We start from the raw sequence: 21,711 nt of genomic DNA, 5'->3' as shown, positions 1-21,711 counted from the left end.
TCGTAAAGCGTAGCTTTTAAAGAGACCTGCAATTGACTTCAAGTAAAGAAGCGATGCTTCCCTCACGCCGCAGGGGGCTTCAATTAAGCCCCAAGGGCATGGAATATGAACTCACGGATTGAGTAGCGACAACCTCTTCTCTCCGAAGTAAAGAACAACCCGTTACATGAGACCTACGGCTCATGAACTATGATCGTTATAAGCACATAGGATTATGAGTAACTTGAATAGTCATTTGTCCAAAATATGTTGGCCTGATAGCCAAGTTAAAAGATACGAATTTGATTTCGAAACGGATATCTTTATTCTTAATATTGAAGATTTTCAAAGGGTGAGTTGGAGCATCAGATTTGATAACGTAGACTTCAATTTTGTAAATGATCCTGTATATATATATGATGCAAAGTTTTCTGAACTCAACGGCTTAAATATTGCTGAGTTTAGCGATGATGATGGACTCATTATTAAAATCATATATGGTGACTGTGTAGTAGCGTGCTTATAACAAGGCAATTAATCGGAACTAAAACAGTGGGTTACGTTTCGCTTCGCTACACATTATAACCCACTGCTTTAGTCCGCTTATTGCGGCGTTATATTTTAGGTGCATATCTCTATATGAATGATCGATTAAATCAGTTTTTTGAATATCACGCGAATTTCAATTTGTTGGATGAGACATTAAAAACTCCAAAGAGTATTAATAAATTCCATTCAGCTAATGTTGAGTATTTTAATAATAAAGTTGATTTCTCTAAAGATGAAAACTCTATAGATTGGCACTTTAGGAGTTTTAGATCCCTCCGTCAAATTTTTCATTCTTCCCTTATGTATACAGAATCCAAGGTTACTGAAAAACAGTATTGTATAGCATCCGTATTTTTTTCAAAATATTATGCTTTTTTACACGCAGTTAAATCAGTTCTCTACATAACACCAATGGAAAAGTTTTCACCTAGATTAGGACATAGTCAATCTATTAATATGTTCATGAGCAACTACTGCCAAGGGAAAAGAAAAGTCTTTGACAAAGGCGAATTTGAATCTTTTGCAAAGACTTTACGCGATCTTCGAGAAATAACGTCTTATCAGATACCTCACTCAGGGAGCAACTTTTTGAATGAGGATGATTTTAAAAATATAGAAAATCAGCTATCACATTATTTGTTAAAGCTATATCAGCTTTCTCACTATTTAAGCTTTATCGTTAGCAAAAAGCACATATCAGTACCTGTCGTTAGCAATTATGAATTATTTCATTCATATGAAATTAAGTATTTCAGAACACCCCATCCATTTAAAAGTGATCATATAGATTACTCTGATGATGTATTCATCAATGATACTATAAGAGCAAATGCTACTTACTGTGAGCCTTTTTGTATTATATTCGAGCATGAAATGGATGAATTTCAGATATACAGTGGATTTGAATATTTGGAGCATGATGAAAGCACTTTTGTGCCTCAAGATGTTACTTCATTTATTTGGAAGGCACTTTGATTTTCGAATTAAAATATAACAGATAAGGATAGGCCGCGCGTAGCCGCGGCCTTATCCCAAGTGTTGAACAAGCCCGAGTGATACCTTTATAGTGTAAATATCGGCGTAAGATCTTACGCTTTTTCGACGTGTGCTGAGCAGTTACATTTTTTACTAGCCGCATCGATCCCTTAGCATCGCCAGCTAATTTCGTTGCCCAAAAATATCAATGCCTTAGCACCTCCTGATACTTTTATTGTTCCGCATCTTAAGTGTTATTTTTTTATCCTTCCGCTTAAACAGTGGCGTTAGGTGTCGTTGTGTTTTTCCTAAGAAAGCTTGTCAGTCGCGCATGCGCTTTTTCATCCCTTCGTTGCCAGCAACCCATAAATATCATCGGTTGTTGGCAACAGGGGCAAGGTCGGACAGCTTTAGTTTTAGTGGTGTTTTCGAGCGGCGAAAACACGGTGCCAGCAACGGCTAGCATCAAGCGTATTCGTTGCCGCAGCCTGGCTGAACCTCCTCTGAGTAATCCAAAATCTCTGACTCGCCGTAAGCCTTTCGGCAGCACAACAAAACAAAATAGACAGCCATTGTTAAATGGCATAATTGATCAAAACCATAATTGATGACCTCCGACTAAGCTTAATTTGCGCATTTAACAAGGAGGTTGTATGCCAAGGCCAAGAAGAACCCTCATTAGTCTCGAAGATACTCCCTATTATCACTGTTGTAGCCGTGTTGTGCGGCGGGCTTTCTTGTGTGGTGATGATAACTATACCGGTAATAATTATGACCACAGAAGGGGTTGGGTAGAGGCACAACTCTTGAAACTCACCGAGGTATTCGCAATCGATGTTGCGGCGTATGCTGTGATGAGTAATCACCTTCATGTTGTCCTTCATATTGACGTTGAACAAGTTAACACCTGGTCAGATAGAGATGTGGTACTGCAATGGCATAAACTGTTTAATGGCACAGGATTAACCCAGAAGTTTGCCAAAGGTGAAGTGATTGAAGAGTACGGTGTAGCTCAGCTTAAACACCTGATTGCAACTTATCGCTCACGCCTTTGCGATATAAGTTGGTTTATGCGGTGTCTCAATGAACCTATCGCCAGACAAGCCAATCAAGAAGACAACTGCACAGGGCATTTCTGGGAAGGGCGCTTTAAGTCTCAAGCGTTACTGGATGACGCAGCCGTATTAGCCTGTATGGCTTATGTCGAGCTTAATCCTATTCGTGCGAGAATGGCCAATACACCCGAGCAATCGGATTTCACCAGTATCAAGCTCAGGGTGCAAGAGGCGTTATCAGGTGAGCAACCTAAAAGTCTTTTACCTTTTATTGGCAATGAACGTGTAAACCAACCCAAAGGCATTGCTTTTTCATTGCAAGATTACCTAACACTGGTAGATGAAACTGGTAGAGTAATTCGAGATGACAAGCGTGGCGCCATTGATTCAAAGGCTTGCGAGATACTAGAGCAATTAAATATTCCTTTAGCCAATTGGTTTAAAATTGTCACTGAGTTTGGGCAACTCTTTCATGGCCCTGTGGGGACGCTACAAAAGTTTAGCAACTACTGTGAACATCTGAACAAACGAAGGCGGCATTTTTCAAATAGTTGTCAGTTTATTCCTGCCAACTAAGGTTACAAACCTCAAATAACCTCGTTAACTCAGCCTCATTAGCTGAGTTAACAATCCTTGCGCAAAAATCAGCATTACTGGCTTATTTTTTCATTTTTGGCTGATTTTGTACCGTGTATCTGTTTCATATGCTGCAAACAAAGGTATGAACATGACTAGCTATTGATAAGGTCGATGTAACCTTGCTATGTTATTGATTAGTAATGGCTGGCTATGTATCTTTGATTGGGTTTTGGTAAGTCGCCTAGGGGGGGTTATCGAAATTCTCGCTAATAAGCTGTTATATTTTCCTTCCGTTACGTATACCTAATCTTTAAAATGCAGTTATTGATAAATAAAATTAAATCGGAGCGAGTGTTGGAAATTTCAGGAGCAGATTTAGCCACATACATAGGCCTAATCGTCGGTGTTGTGGGTTTATTTTTGGGAGGGGGCTTTGCGTACAAACGTTCCTCAGTCAAAAATACTAGAGAGCAGACGCAAAATGTCAATCATGGGAACGCGTATCAATCAAACGGAGATATGACTGTAAATGTGAATCAAACTGAGTCAGAAGCGGATAAAGAACTTGCAGAGGAAAATCGTGCAAAAAAGTCTCATGACCTTGACATAATCACACAAATATTAGAGCCGCTACCATACGAAGATTCTCAGGTTTGGTTTGAACAGGCTGGTTATGCAGGGTTACCTCGAGACTTTTGTCATGGTTTAGATTCGTTAGAGAAGTTTTTAAGCGAGCCTTATAAGCTCTACAACTCTAAGGTAGAAAAAGTAAAGAATGAGCTATTGACATCAATTGTTTCATTCAACGAAACATGCATGGGGCATCTTGGTGCTCAAGAAAATCCGAAGGGTAATATGTATCTACCTCCCTATCATTGGAAAAATCAAGGTAAAGAAAGTGAAGCGAGATACTATGAACAGGTTAAAGCTGTTGGTAACGCAGGTCAAGCAACAAAAGAATGCCTTGATGTATTTATAAGTGTGATTAAAGAAGAGTCATTTATTGTTAATAAGTTAGCGTAACTCACCCCAAAATATAACATAAAGTTTAAGATGGATTCGCTAACGCGTGCTGATTTCGCTTCGCTCCATTTTAGCACGCACCGCTCACCACTTAACTTGGCGTTATCAGTATAGGATAATCAAGTGATTGAACGAAAGCGCGGTATTTATAAAGGACGTAATAAGTCGTCTGGATACAAAGAACTAGTATGGACGGTAGCTACGTCGTCAGATACCTCTTTAGATATTAAAGGGCAAACCCAATTAACGTTAGATACAATTCAAGATAATCTTGTTGAGCTTGGTAGCGATGCAACTCGAATAGTATCTGCTCAAGTCTTTATTTCAGATATGAACTCTAAGCAGGCAATGGACTCTGTATGGTGTGATTGGTTTGGTGATAATCCTCAAAGTTGGCCGCAAAGAGCCTGCTTGGGTGTAGATCTTGAAGGTGATGTGTTAATTGAAATTACCGTTACCGCAGTCCGCTAAAGTACAGCTAGCAAGGCATATAAATTAACGCATTCAGGGATTGAAATTCTTTTACCGTGTAGATTATTGATTGGTGTTGTTTACGTTCCGAAATCACCAGGATAAGACATCATTCCTTCGATGTTTAGAATAAGTAGCCCATAAGTGTTATCGTCAAAGCCCACCTGAGCGACATCTTAGGCAATGATAGATTCATGCTAGATTTATGATACTGAAAAGGACTTTTAAGCTATGGGCTATTCTTCAATTACAAATACTTCTTCTGTAGTAAAAATTCCTTTTGTAATAAAAATAAGCGCTATATTACTTAGTTTGTTTTTCTATACAGCCACAGTTTGGGCGACTCAAATACAACAAAACTTACCACTTGTTGAGTCTGAAGATGGTCAACTCCATTTGGATGTGATGATTCAGGCTTTGTCAGGTCGGATGATTATAGATACAGGCTCTTCAAGCTCTGTTTTAGACCGCAGGTATTTATCCAGTATTGATGATTATACTTCTTTGGATGTTGAAAAAGGCTATGGCTTTGGGTCTGAGCAAGCGATGATGGTCAGTGAGAAAATACAGCTATCAGGCTTTACCGTATCAGGATATGAACTCTCTCGCGTTAATTTAAATACTCATAATTTGTCGGGTATTAATCGAAAGTATTTAGGCTTGTTGGGTTTTGACCTGCTGCAATTAATCGCTAAAGGGCTGCAATTTTCTGAGCTACAAACTCAATTATTGGCCCAATATACCCTTGATGAAACCAAGAATAACCTCAGCTTATTTTCATCAGGTTTTGGCATACCTTACGTTGTGGTTAATATTAACGAGCAGGAAGTGGGACTCATTTTAGATACAGGCTCACAATATTCGATAATTAACCGTAAGAATGCTGTCGACTTATCTATTTCTTCTGAACTTATTCCTAATGCCTATGGCCAAGATATTAATGGCAAACAGATCCCCATTAGCATGAGTGACTCTATCGCGGTCTCTAATGGTAAGGCTTCATTATTTGAAAACCGCTTTATTGTTACCGACCTCGATTCGGTCATTGTTAACGATAGCTTTAATCACCAGGTCATCGGGATTATCGGGCTCAATCAATTAAAATCATTAAATATTAAAATAGGTTTTGAATCTAATACGGTGACTTTTCAATAGGCGGGGCTTGTTACAAAACATCGGTATTTGGGCTGAGGGAGTATCATTTAGCCAAGTGTCATGTGGCCAAGTGCTATGCGTCTATGTAGCTATGTACTGCAACCCGTACTGTAACCATTGCTACAACCAGTGTTGTTGCGATTCGCCCTACATGGGCTAGTTACTTTGTTAACTCAGAAACACCGCTATAGCTGCGCTCAGCCTTAAGCAATATATCTTGATATAAGTTGGTTTGTTTTAATTGCGAAATAGCTTCATTAACCAGAATAGCCGTTTCTGGATCGTGACAAGCAATATAGCGCGGGGCTTGGCCGAATAATTTGACCTTGGTGACTTCAACAGGTGATTTAATTTGGCTGTCAATTTGGCTGCGATAATAATCAAAAATTCGTTCTTCAAGAATAATAGCTTGAATACGTTCACGAAACAGCATCAACACTTGGTTTTTTTGATTCGCAACTTCAATATAATTGCTATGTGTTTTTGCAATTTCTAAAAATTCTTGGCCTAGATAATGACTCGCATTTTGAAAACCAACCAAGGAGACGTTTTTAAGATCTTGTACCGAATCGATGGCTAATTGGTTTTTGCTCAGATAAAAAACGCTATTTTGATAATCAATTAAGCTCTGGGTTAAAAATAGCCCTTCGCTATTAGCGGGGGAGTTGATAATACAATCAATTTTTTTGGTTTTAACCAATCGTAAAGCGCGCAGGTTAGAGGCAAAAGTGACTTGGCCTAATTTTACATGGCTTGTTGCTAACGCAGCTTGTAATAATTCGTATTGCAGCCCACGCTGCTCGTCAACAAAGAAGAAAGGTTTAATACTGCTGCTGGTGGTAAAATTGACTATTTTATCGTGGGAAGCTAAAACTGGCTTTTCGATGAGTAGAAAAATCAAGCAGATAGAGAAGCTGAATGGCATCAATTTACTTTTTGAATACTTGTAATATTTAATATGCTTCAACCTAGAAATCCTTTTAAAGTTGTCACTCAGCGTCCAGCTAATTGGATTACTCTTTCACACAAGGCAATAGAAATATTGAATACAAAGTAAGGCAGAGTAACTGATATTTTAGTTTAGCCTACGGATAACCTAGCTTCTATACCTCTTTATTGGGAGCGAACCGTTTTTTGATTGTTCTAGAAAATATAAAACGCAGTAGTGATTTTGAGAGATGCTTAATTTAAGTTTTTGAAATATGAGTCTTTAACTTTAATGACTGATTAGGGCTATTAACTTTATCGAAGCCAATAAAAAAGCTTAACGCATTCACGTTAAGCTTTTAAGTATTCATTTTGTGGCACTAATAGAGTTGCCAGCAAATTAAGCTAATCAGGACCAATTAGTCAGAAAAAGTGCTCCAAATTGGCGCATGATCAGATGGCTTTTCTATACCACGTAAATCGTAATCTACATCTGATTCAGTCAGACGTGGTAATAATGACTTAGTGACCATAACCACATCAATACGCAGGCCACGGTTATCGACAAAGCCTTTACTGCGGTAATCAAACCACGAGTAACGTTCAGTGCGCTCTGGGTGCAGTTCACGGAAGCTATCGACCAAGCCCCAGTCTTTCAAACGCTGCAACCATTCGCGTTCTTCAGGTTGGAAGCTACATTTACCGGTTTTAAGCCAGCGTTTGGCGTTGACTTCACCAATGCCAATATCTAAATCAACAGGCGAGATATTTATGTCACCAATAATGGCAATGTCTTCATCCGGTGTGTGGTTGTCAGCAAGGTGCTGCATTAAGTCTTGATAAAACTTACGCTTGGCAGGGTACTTAGTTTCATGAGTGATATTTTCACCTTGTGGGAAATAACCATTCATGACGGTAATGACACGGCCATTATCTTGCTTGAACTTACCCATGATCATCCGGCGCTGCGCATCTTCTGCATCATCTTTAAAACCTTTGATGATTTCAATAGGCTCAGCTTTTGACAGCATAGCCACACCGTAGTGAGCTTTACCACCATGATAATGCACGTGGTAACCCATAGCTTCAACGTCTGCTACTGGAAATGCTTCGTCGTGAACCTTGGTTTCTTGTAGGCCGATGACGTCAGGTTGATGGCTATCGATTAACGCTTGTAATTGATGCAAGCGAGCGCGAATACCATTGATGTTAAATGAGACAATTTTCATTAGACAAGTACTCGCTTGAATGGCTTAACAATTACGTGAGCATATACGCCAGCTTCAATGTACGGGTCAACATCAGCCCATGCTTGCGCTGCAGCTAATGAATCAAATTCAGCGACCACTAAAGAGCCAGTAAAACCCGCTTCAGCAGGGTTTTCACTATCAATCGCAGGATGTGGGCCAGCGACTAATAAACGACCTTCAGCGGCAAGTGCTTCAAGTCGAGCAATATGTGCAGGACGGGCACTCATGCGCTTTTCTAAGCTGTTTTCAACATCTTGTGACGAAATCATGTACCACATAGATAGGTTCCTTGAATTATTTTATTTGTTCCGATTCATCATGTTCCATATGTTTATACAGGTACATAACGGTAATAACAGTATTGACTAAGGTAAGAGCTGTTAAGCCAAACACTTTAAAGTTCACCCAGGTTTCTAATGGCAAGCTAAAGGCAACATAAATGTTAGCAATACCACATGCAACAAAGAAAGTGACCCAGTACCAAGTGACATGAGCCCATATCTTGTCAGGGCATTTCATTTCTTTGCCCAACATGCTTTTAAGAATAGGTTTGTTGATTAACTGACTTACTAGTAATGCGATAGCAAAGAAGGCGTAAACAATAGTGACTTTCCATTTGATGAATGCATCATCGTGGAAGACCAAAGTTAACGTACCGAAAAATGACACCATAGCAAAAGTGATCAAATGCATCTTTTCGACTTGCTTATATAAGATGTAAGTGACAATTAACTGCAATGCTGTGGCCGCAATAAGTGCGCCAGTGGCAGTGTAGATATCATAAAATTTGTAGATGGCAAAAAAGATTACCAAAGGGAGAAAATCAAGCAGTTGTTTCATTAGAAGCTATAGCCTAAAGGTGAGTTTAGCAGTCCATTTGCTAATAGGAATGATTGCGCCAAATTGTACCAGCAACGGTCAGTGATATGAAGGTGATCAGCTTGAGATAAGATGAACTATGCTTAATGGCGGCTCATATACCAACAGTGCAATGCGACAAATAGAATAAGCGATATTCTATATGGAATATTAGGTAATGGTATTATTCTTGTAAATTCTATTGTAGAGCAATATACATGACTCAAAACATTATAAAGCTGGCTCCACTAGCCCTTTTATTTTCATTACCTGTAAATGCGAGCGGTTTATTTTTACAAGAAGCTGTTTACGCAAACCAAGGTACTGCTGGTGCGGGTGATGGTGTTTATACTGAATCAGCTGCTGCGATGTGGGTCAATCCCGCCATTATGTCGTTTATGGGGGAGAATAAAACCACTGTAAATGGCCTAGCGTTTGATTTGGGAGTCGATTTTTATGATGTTGATGGCGTTTCTGGTGGTGGTAGCAATAACTATCTTGGTTCGGTAGCAGCCTTTCATGTTGTTCAATTAACGGATGATCTGCATTTTGGCGTAGGCCTTGGTACAGCAGGTGGTTCTGGCTTAGATTACAGTGCTAACTGGGCTGGGCAGTTACAATTAGAAGACATTAACCTTCTGACTCTGCAAGTCAATCCAGCCTTAAGTTATCGCATTAATGACCAATGGTCGGTAGGTGCGGGATTGCAAATAAACTACGCTGTGCTTGACGGTAGGATGGCTAATACTGAAATTGAAAGCGCCTCTGACTGGACCATGGGCTATAACGCTGGCGTTGTTTATCAACCTAGCGAACAGTTAATGGTAGGCCTTAGTTATCGCTCAAAACTTGAGCATGATTTTCAAGGTAACCTCAATTCAGATATCCGCCTAGATAACCTGCAGCTGACAGATTTTTCAATGGACAGTAGCTTAGTTGCCCTGGTTGATTTGAGTGCTAGCTATCAAGTCACACCGCAGTTAGCGTTATTGACCACCATTCAGTGGCATCAATGGAGTGATTGGGATAGCAGCCCAATTACATTTAATGGTTCATTGTTGGGACAAGACCACAGCTTTGATCTATCACAAGACCGAGATTGGGATGATGTTTGGCATTATGGCGTAGGTTTAGATTATGCGATTAATAAAGATTGGAATCTAAAACTCGGTTTCTCTTATGAAACATCACCGCAAGATGATCCATATTTACAAACCCCTGATATCCCCGTGGGTGTGCAAAAGCGCTACTCTGTTGGTGTGAGTACTCATATTGGCGATAGTAAGTTAGATGTTTTTTATGAGTATGCTGATTTAGGAAATGTTGAAATTCGTCAAGATGGGCTTATACCGGGTGTTGACCCAACAGGTAATCTATTGAATGGCTACTTTGATTCAAGCATTCACTTTGTTGGTGTTGCTGTAACGTTTTAATACGTCAGCCACTGCAATGATATAAATTTTATCCATATAAACATTCATCTGGATTAGATTTAAATTAGTACTTAACAAAAATGCCGCTCATTTTAAATGAGCGGCATTGTTACTATTAAGCCTAATAAGATGATTTAAATGCGTATTATGCTTTTTGAGTCGCAGCTTTCATATTAAGGGTAAACTCGCCTAATTCACTTAACAAAGCTTTTTCGTCGTCTTTGTTTCGCTCGATAATTTTCACCACAGCAGAACCAGAAATAGCACCTGCAGCACCTGCGTTAATGGCTTCGCTTACTTGCTTAGGCTCAGCAATACCGAAACCTAATAACGGCGGCGGGGCATCAAACTCAGCCAGTTTGGCGAGCACTTCACCAATTGGCGCACCCGCTTTTGATTCTGTGCCAGTTACACCCGCACGAGATAGCAAATAGGTATAACCTTGGCCATGTTCACTGACCATTTTGATGGTGTCAGTATCAGCATTTGGCGGCGCAATAAAAATCGGCGCAACCCCATGTTTATGGGCGGCTTCACTAAATGGAGCCGACTCTTCAACTGGCACATCAGCAATCAGTACTGAATCAACGCCAGCTTGTTTGGCTTTTGCATAGAACTCATCAATACCATTAGCGAAAACCAAGTTAGCGTATAGCAATAAGCCAATGGGTGTATCAGGATATAACTCACGTACTTTAGTTAGTAGCGAGAAACAATCAGCCACAGTGGTGCCTGAATCTAATGCACGTAGATTCGCGCCTTGGATAACAGGGCCATCAGCAAGCGGGTCTGAAAATGGAAAGCCAAGTTCCAGGGCATCAGCGCCATTGTCCACTAAGGTTTTAATGATTTTTAACGAGATCCCAACCGTTGGGTCGCCAAGGGTCACGAACGGCACAAATGCGCCTTGCTGTTTTTGAGCCAATTGGTCAAAAGCTGCTTGATAACGATTAGTCATGATAAGTCCTTATTTCGCAGCTTCAGCAGAAGCTTTTTGTTCTAAAATGTCAGATACGGTGAAGATATCTTTATCGCCACGACCTGATAAGTTGACCACTAAAATGGTTTCTTTAGTTGCTTCTTTTGCTAATCGAACCGCGTAGGCAATAGCGTGGGCTGACTCTAGCGCTGGGATAATCCCTTCAGTGCGCGCAAGCAGCTGGAAACACTCCAAAGCTTCATCATCGGTTGCAGACTCGTAACGTGCGCGGCCTGTGGCATTTAAGTGTGCATGTTGTGGCCCAACAGATGGAAAATCTAGGCCCGCAGATACTGAATATGACTCTTCAATTTGACCGTCACTGTCTTGCATTAGTGGCGCTTTCATACCAAAGAAAATACCAGTTTTACCATGTTTAAGTGGTGCGCCGTGCATTGGGGTATCAATGCCTTTACCTGCAGGTTCAACGCCAATTAATTCAACGTCTTTTTCATCGATAAAGTCAGCGAACATGCCAATAGCATTTGAGCCTCCACCAACACAGGCGATAACTGCATCAGGTAAACGACCTTCTTTTTCAAGAATTTGCTTTTTGGTTTCTTCACCAATCATGCGCTGGAATTCACGTACAATCGTTGGGAATGGATGTGGCCCTGCTGCAGTGCCAAGTAAGTAATGCGCTTTGTCATAACTTGCAGACCAGTCACGCATGGCTTCGTTACAAGCATCTTTAAGGGTTGCTGAACCCGATGTCACAGGGATAACCTCTGCGCCCATTAGTTTCATTCTGAATACGTTTGGTGATTGACGTTCAACATCTTTTGCGCCCATGTAAACCTTACATTTAAGGTCTAATAATGCACAAGCTAATGCCGTTGCTACGCCGTGTTGACCTGCGCCTGTTTCAGCAATGATTTCTTTTTTGCCCATACGTTTTGCTAATAGCGCCTGACCTAACACTTGGTTAGTTTTGTGCGCGCCGCCATGGAGTAAATCTTCACGTTTAAGATAGATTTTAACCATAGGGTTAGGGCTTAAGTTACGGGTTAAGGTTAATGCGGTAGGGCGACCTGCATAGTTCTTTAGTAAATCGGTAAATTCTTTTTGAAAGGCTTCATCTTCTTGGGCTTCAACAAACGCAGTTTCTAATTGCTTTAGTGCTGGCACAAGGATTTGCGGAACATACATGCCGCCATATTCGCCGAAATAAGGGTCAAGCTTAAGCTTTGTCATTGGATCTTTCCTTATCAATATTGTCTGAAATACCCATGTTGGCTATTTCTTTATTCTGTATAAAAGTCTGGTTTTAATAATGGGTAATGTACTAATTCTTTCTGATTGCAGTAAAAGCTTGAGCAACCTTTTGCGCATCTTTTATGCCGGGCTGTGACTCAACTCCTGAGTTAAGATCTAAGCCATAAAAACCTTGTTGGTTGGCATCAAATGCGTTTTCAGGTGTTAGCCCACCTGCAAGCATGCTGTTTTCTCGTTCTGCAGCTGTTAATGCAGAAGCATCGAGTAACGCTTGCCAGTTAAAGCTCTCACCTGTGCCGCCAAATCCGGTGCTATTTTTACTGTCAAATAAGTAACGATCGCAGCCCTGTGGTTTATCACCGACACAGTTTGTGCCGCTATCAACGCTGACCGCTTTCCAAATTTGGCAATCAAGGTTAGCGTCAGTCAGTAATTGTGTTAACTCGCTAATATCTTCACTGGTTTCGCTGCCGTGCAATTGCACTACAGACAAACCGACCGCTTTTACGGTTGCAACAATGTCAGCATTGGACTTGTTGACGAATACGCCGACAAAGTTCAAAGCAAGGTTGTTTTGTTTGCTTTTTTTAACCAATTCAGCCGCTTGCTCAACACTCACGTTACGTGGTGATTTTGGGTGGAAGATTAATCCACCAAATACAGCACCTGCTTCAGCGACAGCGTTAATATCTTCAATGCGGGTTAAGCCACACACTTTGTTATTGCCAAAAATTAACTGACGACAAGCCAAGTCGATATCGTCTTGCGCCATGATTGAGCTTCCAACGAGGTAACCATCAACCAGAGGATTTAAACGCTTAACCTGTTGGTTATTATAAATGCCAGACTCACTGATAATCACTCGGTCAGTGGGTATTTGCGGCGCTAACGCTTCTGTGGTGGCTAAATCGGTACTTAAGTCACGTAAGTTGCGGTTGTTAATACCCACAATGCGCGCATTAAGATCAATCGCGCGTTCAAGTTCTTCTTGGTTACTGACTTCGGTTAGCGCATCTAAATTGTATTTAGCGGCTTCGGTAGCCAACAATTTATATTGGTCATCATCGAGTACTGAAAGCATTAACAATACGGCATCTGCGCCTTGGTGAGCGGCCAGTTTGATTTGGTACGGGTCAACAAAGAAGTCTTTACATAAGATTGGCTGACTAACACGTGCACGCACTAATGGAATGTAATCAATATCACCCTGAAAGAATTGCTCGTCGGTTAATACCGATATGCCCGATGCGTATTTACCGTAGATATCAGCAATCGCTTCAACATCAAATACTGGGCGGATTAATCCTTTTGATGGACTGGCTTTTTTACATTCAAAAATGTAACTGGCATTGGGGGCTTTGAGGGCATCAAATAAACTGCGGTCAGATATTTTAGGTTGCAAGCTCGCTTCTGGGTAACGCAATTTAAGTGAGGCAATATGGGCCACTTTGGTATCAACAATCTTTGTTAATACGTTAGATTCTTTAGCTGTATTATTGGTGACAGTTGCCATTATTTTGCATCCTCTTGTTGGCTTGCATCAGCCAATTTAGTCAACACGTCAAAAGCTTTACCACTGTTGATGGTTTCAAGCGCAAGTTTGGTGCCTTGCTGAACTGTGTCACACACACCGCTGACATAAAGGGCGCAACCTGCGTTAATGGCAACCGCATCGCGATGGGCAGGTTTGCCTTCACCTTTTAAAATAGCTTGGGTGATAAGGGCGTTATCACTGGGTTCGCCGCCTTCAAGGGCTGAAATATCAGCAGGCTCTACCCCTAACTCTTGCGGGGTTAACTTATAAAAACGAATGTTGCCGTCGTTAAGCTCAGCCACTTGAGTTTCACCGTGTAGGGCGACCTCATCAAGTCCGCTGCCGTAAACCACCATGGCACGTTTTACACCTAATGCGTTTAACACATTAACGATAGGCGCAATCAGCTTTGGCGAATACACACCTAGTAGCATAGCTTCAGGTTTTGCTGGGTTAATCAGCGGGCCTAAGATATTAAAAATGGTGCGGGTTTTAAGTGCTTGTCTTACAGGTACTGCGTGGCGAACGCCGGCATGATAATGCGGCGCGAATAAAAAGCATAATCCAAAGTCTTCAATGCACTGGCTAGCAGCTTCTGGGCTCATATCAAGAGCGATACCACAATGAGATAACACATCTGAGGCGCCAGATTTACTTGATACGCCGCGGTTGCCATGTTTAGCCACTTTTGCGCCTGCTGCAGCGGCAACAAATGATGCAGTGGTTGAGATATTAATGGTGTTGTGACCATCGCCGCCTGTACCGACAATATCTACAACGCCTGTTGCTAATGATTGAGCGCTGCGCGGAAAAGGTTTAGCTGCTTGACGAAGTGCATCAGCAGCACCTGTGATTTCTTCAATGGTTTCACCGCGCATTTTTAGTGCAACTAACATACCTGCCATCGCCACAGGATCCATTTCGCCTGCAACAATCGCGCTAAATAATGTGGCGCTTTGAGTTCGGGTGAGCGCATTACCTTGATAAAGAGAGTCTAATAGAGGTTGTAATTGAGACATTATAATGCGCCTTTATTTGATTCAGATTGAGTTAGGTACGTCAGTGTTTGGGTTAATAGCGTGCTGCCAAGCGTGGTCAAAATTGACTCTGGATGAAACTGAAATCCTACCGCTTTATCTTGCGGGTGAATTACCGCCATTGGCATATCTTCAGTGGTAGCAATAACCTCTAAACACTCAGGTACACGAGTAGCCACTAGGCTGTGGTAACGGGCTACAGGAAGCGGAGAAGGTAAGTTAGCAAATACGCCTTCGCCATTATGAATCGTGGGGCTGGCTTTACCGTGCACCACAAAAGGAGCGCGTTCGACTTTACCGCCGTAATACTCAACCATAGCTTGATGACCTAAACAAATACCTAGCATAGGTACTTTGCCTGCCACTTTGCTTATTAATTCCATCATGCAACCCGCTTCGTGGGGGGCTCCTGGGCCTGGTGATAGGACTAATGCGGCTTGGCCTGATTCTTCGATAAGTTTTTCAGCTAAATATTCTGCGCTCACATCATTACGGTAAATGAGTACTTCAAAGCCTAAACTGCGGAATTGATCCACAAGGTTATAGGTGAATGAGTCAAAGTTATCTAGTAAATACAGTTTCATGTTATTGGTGCTCTGAGAAGTCGTCATTACAATCCACCTCCCATTTTGATGGCAGATATCACTGCTTGGGCTTTTTGGCGAGTTTCATCCGCTTCGGCTTGCGGATCTGAATCAAATACCACACCTGCGCCAGCTTGAATAAAGGCAACATCATTTTTAACGAAAGCAGAGCGGATAACGATACAGGTATCCATATCACCTAAACCGTTAAGGTAACCTACTGCGCCGCCGTAACTGCCGCGCCTTGCTTGTTCCGCTTGTCTGACTAATTGTGACGCTCGCACTTTGGGTGCGCCGACTAAGGTGCCCATATTCATACAAGCTTGGTAGGCATGGAGCGCATCTAAATCATCACGTAATTGTCCTGTCACGCGACTAACTAAATGCATCACGTGAGAATAACGGTCAACTTTTAGTAACTCAGCCACTTTACGACTGCCACTTTGGCTAATGCGGGCAATATCATTACGGGCCAAATCAACCAGCATTAAATGCTCTGAAAGTTCTTTTTTATCTAGACGCAGTTCAAGTTCGATACGACTGTCTAAATCAAAATCAATGTCGCCATCAGCGGTCTTACCACGCTTGCGGGTACCTGCAATGGGATAAACCTCAACTTGATTGCTGGCAGCGTCGTATTTCAATGCACTTTCTGGTGAAGCGCCAAATAAGGTGAAATCTGGGCCGCGAAAGTAAAACATGTAAGGACTTGGATTAGTTAAACGCAGTGCTCTATAAGCCCCGAGTGTATTGGGGCAAGGTAAGCTAAAGCTTCTTGACGGTACGACTTGGAATATATCACCGGCGACAATGTGCTCTTTTAAATCAACCACGGTTTGCTTAAACGTGGCATCACTAATATTAACTTGGGTTTCAGCGTCAACCGGCACAAGGTCCGCAACAGGGGCCAATGTTTGGCATTGTTGTTTCACTTTCGCTGCGTGCTTTGCCAGCGTATCTGCTAATAGTGGGTCTTGAGAGAATTGATGAGTGATGATTTCAGCATCTTGCTGCTGGTGGTCAATCAAAATTAAGGTTTCAGCGAGATAAAATAGATAGTCAGGGCAGTCGTTATCAGCATTAGGCACAGCTGGTAGCGGCTCTACAGTATCGATTAAATCATAGGCTAACACGCCGCCTAAAAATAAATCTTCAAACGCATCTTGCTGATCTGTCTGAATGTGCTGGATCAGCATTCTTAAACCATCTAATGGCGAGGTCGACTTTAAACGAGCATCTTCATCTTGTAACTCGCAGGCTTTAGCTAAGGTAATAATTAATTCATTATCTTGCTGTTGCTGCTGACTCGATTTAAAGAACTCACTGATAGGAGAAAGTAAGCTTGCGCCATTATCTGTTAATGCTGCGAATGTGAGTTGATACCCATCACATCGTACCATCATGGCTGCATGGGTGAGCACGATGCTTTTTAAATGATCTTTGGTGTCAATTTCAGCTGACTCAAGCAACATAGTATGCGGCGCATTAGCGGTAACATGCTGATAAAGGCTCAATGGATCAGCGTGATACGCTAATGATTGTTTTTGCGTGATTACATGGGCGAACTGATGTTCCATAATGCTTATTGCGCCTCTCTAATATGTTGATTTTTCATACTAAGGTCTCTATTTCTGATTCGGTTTGCGTTAGTTGTTTCGAAGAGTGCAAGCCGTAAATAGCAAGAAAGCCCACATCTCTGCGGGCTTTCTAGTAAAATCTTGTGTTATTTAAATAACCACAACGCTTCACACCACCCGTTAATTTGGGAAGTGCCACCACCAATTGATGTTACGTGCGTTAAAGTTAGTCATTTAAATTAAATCTCTTGAGTTTAGGTCTTATATCTAAAAGGTTAGCAAAATGCGTTTGGCTAACGTATGCCTTATAGAAGACCTTAGCTGGCCTTTAAAGTCAATTGAATATTTCTCAAATTTGGCATTTTTTTATCCACGATGGTAAAAGCTGCATCAATTTGCTGAAAATGTAGCAAATAATCGAGACTGGTTAAGCATTTCAACAAAGATTAAAGTACAATAACGTTATGATAACAGACACTCTCTTGGCCGATCTACATAGCCATACGACCGCATCTGACGGCGTACTCACTCCATCTGAACTTGTTGAACGCGCGATTACAAAGGGCGTTGAAATGTTAGCGATAACCGATCACGACACTGTCGCCGGTTTAGCTGAAGCACATGAATTTAATCGCCAACACGCAACCCCATTGAAACTTATTGATGGTGTAGAAATATCTACTCGCTGGAACAATTTCGATATTCATATTGTGGGGCTAAATATGGATAAACAAGACCCAATTTTGCTCAATTTTTTGACTCGCCAGCGTGAGCTTCGAGAAGAACGTGCCCAAGAAATTGGTATACGCCTTGAAAAAGCGGGAATTGAAGGCGCTTACGAAGGTGCAAAACATTATGCTGATGGCGCAGCAATCAGTCGCGGACATTACGCGCGCTGGTTAGCTGAAAATGGCTACGCGAAAGATATGCCCAGTGTTTTTAAGCGCTATTTAGCTCGCGGTAAAACCGGTTATGTTCCTAATAACTGGGCTGACATGGCCAATGCTATTGAGATTATTCATCAATCTGGCGGCATTTCTGTTTTAGCACACCCTAGTGGCTACAAGTTGTCAGCGAAATGGCTTAAGCGTTTAGTGCGTGAATACAAAGAAGCAGGCGGCGATGCGATGGAAGTCGTGTTAGGCCAACAAAGCATTGATGATCGCGCTAACTTAGTCGCTTTAAGCCATATGAACAACCTGATGGGTTCAATCGGCAGTGATTTTCACTTTCCGAGTAATTGGATTGAGTTAGGTAAAAATTTATTCCAACCTGCTGGTATTCAGTGGGTTTGGCAATCAGAATCTTGGACGGAGCGCACATGAGCCAATTCTTCTACATACATGATGAAAATCCGCAGGCAAGATTAATAAGCCAGGCGGTAAACATATTAAAACAAGGTGGGGTTATTGTTTACCCGACTGACTCAGGTTACGCACTGGGCTGCATGATTGGCGAAAAAGATGCCATGACGCGCATGGCACGCATTCGTAAAATCGATAACGACAATAACTTCTCTTTAATGTGTCGTGATTTATCTGAGCTTGCGAACTTTGCCCGCGTAGATAACCAAGCTTATCGTTTACTTAAAAGCTGCACACCTGGGCCTTACACGTTTATTTTTAAGGCCAGTAAAGAAGTGCCGCGCAGATTACAGTGCGATAAAAAGAAAACCATTGGTATTCGTGTACCTGATAACCTGATTGCTTTAGCACTATTAGAAGCATTAGAAGCGCCGATTATGTCCACCAGTTTGGTGATGCCAGACGAAGAGTTTGCAGAATCTGATCCTGAGCATATCCGCGATATACTAGAGCACAGTGTTGATGCGATTATTCACGGTGGTTACCTTGCTGAAAACCAAACGACAGTGATTGATATGTCTGATGGGGACATGGTTATTGTGCGTGAAGGCGCTGGTGATATCAGCTCATTTGAATAAGGCTTCTGATCAAATTACTGGGCATTTATTGAAGCTGTATAACTTTTGACCTGCAAGTTTGTGGGATAGTTGTTTCAACCCTAAGCAATAGTGCGTATAATCGCGCGTTCGGTAATTTCTAGCTATAATTTTGACGTAGTAGCCAGAGGAAAGGGTAAAGCGCTTTGGCATTCAATGGGTGTTAATGCTTGTTTTAACCTTCTGATATTCAGTCATTAATTTAAGGAATGAACAAATGCAGGGTATACAAAAAAGTTTACCCCTCGCGGTTGTTCGCGGCGAAGCCATTGATGCAATGCCGACGGATTTGTTTATTCCACCTGAAGCGCTTGAAGTGTTTTTAGAGACATTTGAAGGGCCGTTGGATTTATTATTATATTTAATTCGTAAGCAAAAACTTGATGTTGTTGACTTGCCGATTGAGAAAATTACCACTCAATATTTAGTTTATATTGATATTTTAACTGAAGCACGTATTGAGCTAGCTGCAGATTATTTAGTGATGGCAGCGACACTCGCGGAAATTAAGTCTCGGCTATTGTTGCCAAAAATAGTCACCGCAGACGAAGAGGAAGAAGATCCTCGCGTCGTACTCATTCGTCAGTTAAAAGCCTATGAAGTGATCAAGCAGGCAGCGGCCGATATAGACGCTTTGCCAAGATTAGAGCGAGATGTTTATTTAGCACAGGCTAAAGCTGCGCCGAATATTAAGCCTGTGATCATGCCACCTGAAGTATCATTAGTTGATATCGCTCAGGCGTTTTCTGAGGTGTTAAAACGAATTGATGCAAACGAACATCATCATGTAAAACGTGAATTGTTATCAACTCGCGAACGTATGAGTCAGATCTTAGCCAAACTATCGACAGAACATTTTATTCCTTTTACTGACTTATTTGATGTGAGTGAAGGCAAAGCCGGTGTGGTAGTAAGCTTTTTAGCCTTGATGGAGTTAGTCAAAGAGCTGTTAGTCGATTTGGTTCAAAATGAGCCGTTAGCACCGATTTATGTCAAAGCGTTTTAATCCGCTTTTACAAGATACGAGAAAGGACATCATGCAAATAAATGACATTCAATTAAAGCAATTAATCGAAGCCAGTCTATTTGTAATGGGAAAACCGCTCAGTATCAAAATGATAAAAGATACCGTATTAGTTAAGTTTGATGTCTCACGGGTAAGAATTAAAGCTTGCTTGGATGAGTTGCAACAAGATTATCAAGAGCGAGGGGTACAACTGGTTGAAGTGGCCAGCGGTTATCGCTTTCAAACCCAAGAGCTGTTAAGTGAATTCTTACAACCTTTGTGGCAAGAAAAATCCCCTAAATATTCACGGGCGACGTTAGAAACCCTAGCGGTGATTGCATATCAGCAACCAGTAACGCGCGGTGATATTGAACATGTAAGAGGTGTGGCCGTCAGCAGCCACATAATAAAGAGTTTAGCTGATAGACATTGGGTAAAAACAGTAGGTCATAAAGAAGTGCCAGGGCGACCTGCACTCTATGCAACTACCACAGAGTTTTTATCCTATTTTGGCTTGAAAGCGTTAGCGGATTTACCGTCGCTGACGGATGAAGAGTCATTGCAGGCACTATTTGAGAAAGTTTCAATGGTGCCACAACAAACAGAAGAGTCGAACTAGATGAGCGAAAAATTGCAGAAAGTCTTGGCCCGTGCAGGCCATGGCTCCCGTCGTGAGATGGAGGCATGGATTGCTGCAGGCCGTATTAGTGTAGACGGAGAAATTGCCAGTTTAGGTGATCGCGTTGAAGCAGATGCCAAAATCCGCATTGATGGCCGTGCCATCGTGATCAAAACTGAAGAAGACATCATTTGTCGTGTATTGGCTTACCACAAGCCAGAGGGCGAAATTTGTAGTCGAAAAGATCCTGAAGGAAGAACTACCGTATTCGAACGTTTACCAAAAATTCGTGATTCACGTTGGGTAGCGGTAGGTCGTTTGGATATTAATACTTCAGGTTTATTACTATTTACATCTGACGGTGAGCTTGCAAACCGTTTAATGCATCCGTCAAATGAAGTTGACCGTGAATATGCGGTTCGTACATTTGGTGATGTATCAGAAGCAGCTGTGCAACGTCTGCGTAAAGGCGTGACCTTAGAAGATGGCCCTGCTAACTTTGATAGCATTAAACCTGCGGGTGGCGAAGGCCTGAATAAGTGGTGGCATGTGACACTTAAAGAAGGACGTAACCGTGAGGTTCGTCGTTTATGGGAGTCGCAAGAAGTACAAGTCAGCCGTCTTATCCGTGTTCGTTACGGCATGGTTGAGTTACCTAAAGCATTGCCTCGTGGTGGTTGGACTGAGCTTGATATGGAGCAAGTAAACTACTTGCGTCAATTAGCTGGTTTAGAGCCAGAAACACGTACATTACTGGGTACAGATAAACACAGCGTTGCACGTGCTCAAGTTAAAGGCGCTAAAATTCGCCGCGCAGTACGTAAGCATAAAACTGCCGCTGCACGTCCTAAAACGACACGTCAACGCAGCTAAGTCCACATTGTTATATACAGTGTTAGTCATACAGTGATGACAATCGTCAGTTAAATAAAGGTCGCCTAGTGCG

The 21,711-nt window shown here is 41.8% G+C and carries 21 protein-coding genes and 1 pseudogene; 11 read left to right on the top strand and 11 right to left on the bottom strand.

Going from position 1 to position 21,711, the window contains the following annotated elements; all coding sequences use genetic code 11:
* The first annotated feature begins 618 nt into the window (after window positions 1-618).
* On the top strand, window positions 619-1,503 hold the full coding sequence (locus Q4600_RS18785; protein ID WP_303518499.1) for a hypothetical protein: 885 nt from the start codon (window positions 619-621) through the stop codon (window positions 1,501-1,503).
* A gap of 274 nt (window positions 1,504-1,777) precedes the next feature.
* Here the strand turns inward: Q4600_RS18785 and Q4600_RS18780 are convergent.
* Window positions 1,778-2,084: pseudogene (locus tag Q4600_RS18780) on the bottom strand (IS91 family transposase); the annotation flags it as partial.
* A 72-nt stretch (window positions 2,085-2,156) separates the two neighbouring features.
* On the opposite strand from Q4600_RS18780, the gene Q4600_RS18775 reads away from it, so the two are divergent.
* From Q4600_RS18775 to Q4600_RS18760, 4 genes are all read left to right on the top strand, one after another.
* Window positions 2,157-3,134, top strand: coding sequence for a transposase (locus Q4600_RS18775; protein ID WP_303517516.1), 978 nt, complete (start codon window positions 2,157-2,159; stop codon window positions 3,132-3,134).
* A 357-nt stretch (window positions 3,135-3,491) separates the two neighbouring features.
* Window positions 3,492-4,160, top strand: a complete 669-nt coding sequence (locus Q4600_RS18770) for a hypothetical protein (protein WP_303517513.1) — start codon at window positions 3,492-3,494, stop codon at window positions 4,158-4,160.
* 123 nt (window positions 4,161-4,283) lie between these two features.
* Window positions 4,284-4,631: a RidA family protein gene (locus tag Q4600_RS18765; protein ID WP_303517510.1), complete on the top strand. Its 348-nt coding sequence runs from the start codon at window positions 4,284-4,286 to the stop codon at window positions 4,629-4,631.
* Window positions 4,632-4,862: 231 nt separating this feature from the next.
* A complete protein-coding gene (locus Q4600_RS18760) occupies window positions 4,863-5,786 on the top strand; it encodes an aspartyl protease family protein (protein ID WP_303517508.1) in 924 nt (307 codons plus the stop codon).
* Between the two features lie 160 nt (window positions 5,787-5,946).
* Here the strand turns inward: Q4600_RS18760 and Q4600_RS18755 are convergent, their stop codons facing one another.
* The 4 genes from Q4600_RS18755 to Q4600_RS18740 all read right to left on the bottom strand — a co-directional run bounded on the left by Q4600_RS18755 (window position 5,947) and on the right by Q4600_RS18740 (window position 8,803).
* Window positions 5,947-6,753: an ABC transporter substrate-binding protein gene (locus tag Q4600_RS18755; protein ID WP_303517505.1), complete on the bottom strand. Its 807-nt coding sequence runs from the start codon at window positions 6,751-6,753 to the stop codon at window positions 5,947-5,949.
* Window positions 6,754-7,132: 379 nt separating this feature from the next.
* Window positions 7,133-7,942, bottom strand: coding sequence for an exodeoxyribonuclease III (gene xthA, locus Q4600_RS18750; protein ID WP_102527152.1), 810 nt, complete (start codon window positions 7,940-7,942; stop codon window positions 7,133-7,135).
* Window positions 7,942-8,241, bottom strand: coding sequence for a YciI family protein (locus Q4600_RS18745; protein ID WP_229372562.1), 300 nt, complete (start codon window positions 8,239-8,241; stop codon window positions 7,942-7,944). The genes xthA and Q4600_RS18745 overlap by 1 nt, the downstream gene beginning before the upstream one ends.
* A 16-nt stretch (window positions 8,242-8,257) precedes the next feature.
* Window positions 8,258-8,803 (bottom strand): septation protein A, encoded by a 546-nt coding sequence (locus tag Q4600_RS18740; RefSeq protein ID WP_102527150.1) that lies wholly within the window; start codon window positions 8,801-8,803, stop codon window positions 8,258-8,260.
* A gap of 236 nt (window positions 8,804-9,039) precedes the next feature.
* Between Q4600_RS18740 and Q4600_RS18735 the strand changes: the two genes are divergently transcribed.
* Entirely contained in the window at window positions 9,040-10,254 is a 1,215-nt protein-coding gene (locus Q4600_RS18735; protein WP_102527149.1) for an OmpP1/FadL family transporter, read from the top strand.
* 145 nt (window positions 10,255-10,399) lie between these two features.
* Here Q4600_RS18735 and trpA read toward each other — a convergent pair whose 3' ends face one another.
* The 6 genes from trpA to Q4600_RS18705 form a co-directional block, all read right to left on the bottom strand.
* Window positions 10,400-11,212 (bottom strand): tryptophan synthase subunit alpha, encoded by an 813-nt coding sequence (gene trpA / locus Q4600_RS18730; protein ID WP_303517501.1) that lies wholly within the window; start codon window positions 11,210-11,212, stop codon window positions 10,400-10,402.
* A gap of 9 nt (window positions 11,213-11,221) precedes the next feature.
* The gene (gene trpB, locus Q4600_RS18725; RefSeq protein ID WP_102527147.1) at window positions 11,222-12,427 is read right to left on the bottom strand and encodes a tryptophan synthase subunit beta; all 1,206 of its coding nucleotides are present in this window, start codon (window positions 12,425-12,427) and stop codon (window positions 11,222-11,224) included.
* A 91-nt stretch (window positions 12,428-12,518) separates the two neighbouring features.
* Window positions 12,519-13,961 carry a bifunctional indole-3-glycerol-phosphate synthase TrpC/phosphoribosylanthranilate isomerase TrpF gene (trpCF, locus tag Q4600_RS18720; RefSeq protein WP_303517498.1) on the bottom strand — a complete coding sequence of 481 codons (1,443 nt, stop codon included), beginning with the start codon at window positions 13,959-13,961 and terminating at the stop codon, window positions 12,519-12,521.
* Window positions 13,961-15,007 carry an anthranilate phosphoribosyltransferase gene (gene trpD / locus Q4600_RS18715; protein ID WP_303517521.1) on the bottom strand — a complete coding sequence of 349 codons (1,047 nt, stop codon included), beginning with the start codon at window positions 15,005-15,007 and terminating at the stop codon, window positions 13,961-13,963. The genes trpCF and trpD overlap by 1 nt, the downstream gene beginning before the upstream one ends.
* On the bottom strand, window positions 15,001-15,603 hold the full coding sequence (locus Q4600_RS18710) for an aminodeoxychorismate/anthranilate synthase component II (RefSeq protein ID WP_248956031.1): 603 nt from the start codon (window positions 15,601-15,603) through the stop codon (window positions 15,001-15,003). The genes trpD and Q4600_RS18710 overlap by 7 nt, the downstream gene beginning before the upstream one ends.
* Window positions 15,604-15,629: 26 nt before the next feature.
* The gene (locus Q4600_RS18705) at window positions 15,630-17,180 is read right to left on the bottom strand and encodes an anthranilate synthase component 1 (RefSeq protein ID WP_248956017.1); all 1,551 of its coding nucleotides are present in this window, start codon (window positions 17,178-17,180) and stop codon (window positions 15,630-15,632) included.
* Between the two features lie 464 nt (window positions 17,181-17,644).
* Here Q4600_RS18705 and Q4600_RS18700 point away from each other — a divergent pair, with 464 nt between their 5' ends.
* The 5 genes from Q4600_RS18700 (at window position 17,645) to rluB (ending at window position 21,638) form a co-directional block, all read left to right on the top strand.
* Window positions 17,645-18,505, top strand: coding sequence for a PHP domain-containing protein (locus Q4600_RS18700; RefSeq protein WP_102527143.1), 861 nt, complete (start codon window positions 17,645-17,647; stop codon window positions 18,503-18,505).
* Window positions 18,502-19,122: an L-threonylcarbamoyladenylate synthase gene (locus tag Q4600_RS18695; protein ID WP_102527142.1), complete on the top strand. Its 621-nt coding sequence runs from the start codon at window positions 18,502-18,504 to the stop codon at window positions 19,120-19,122. Before Q4600_RS18700 ends, Q4600_RS18695 begins: the two co-directional genes overlap by 4 nt.
* Before the next feature lie 235 nt (window positions 19,123-19,357).
* Complete coding sequence (locus Q4600_RS18690) at window positions 19,358-20,146, top strand: ScpA family protein (RefSeq protein ID WP_102527141.1); 789 nt, start codon at window positions 19,358-19,360, stop codon at window positions 20,144-20,146.
* A gap of 31 nt (window positions 20,147-20,177) precedes the next feature.
* A complete protein-coding gene (scpB, locus tag Q4600_RS18685; RefSeq protein ID WP_102527184.1) occupies window positions 20,178-20,765 on the top strand; it encodes an SMC-Scp complex subunit ScpB in 588 nt (195 codons plus the stop codon).
* Complete coding sequence (rluB, locus tag Q4600_RS18680; protein WP_102527140.1) at window positions 20,766-21,638, top strand: 23S rRNA pseudouridine(2605) synthase RluB; 873 nt, start codon at window positions 20,766-20,768, stop codon at window positions 21,636-21,638. It abuts the gene before it with no gap.
* Window positions 21,639-21,711: the final 73 nt, after the last annotated feature.

Origin of the sequence: Shewanella sp. 2_MG-2023, assembly GCF_030548905.1 — a bacterium.
Lineage (GTDB): Bacteria > Pseudomonadota > Gammaproteobacteria > Enterobacterales > Shewanellaceae > Shewanella > Shewanella electrodiphila.
The sequence above is the reverse complement of the archived record's forward strand: the minus strand, read 5'-3'. Positions and strand labels throughout refer to the sequence as shown.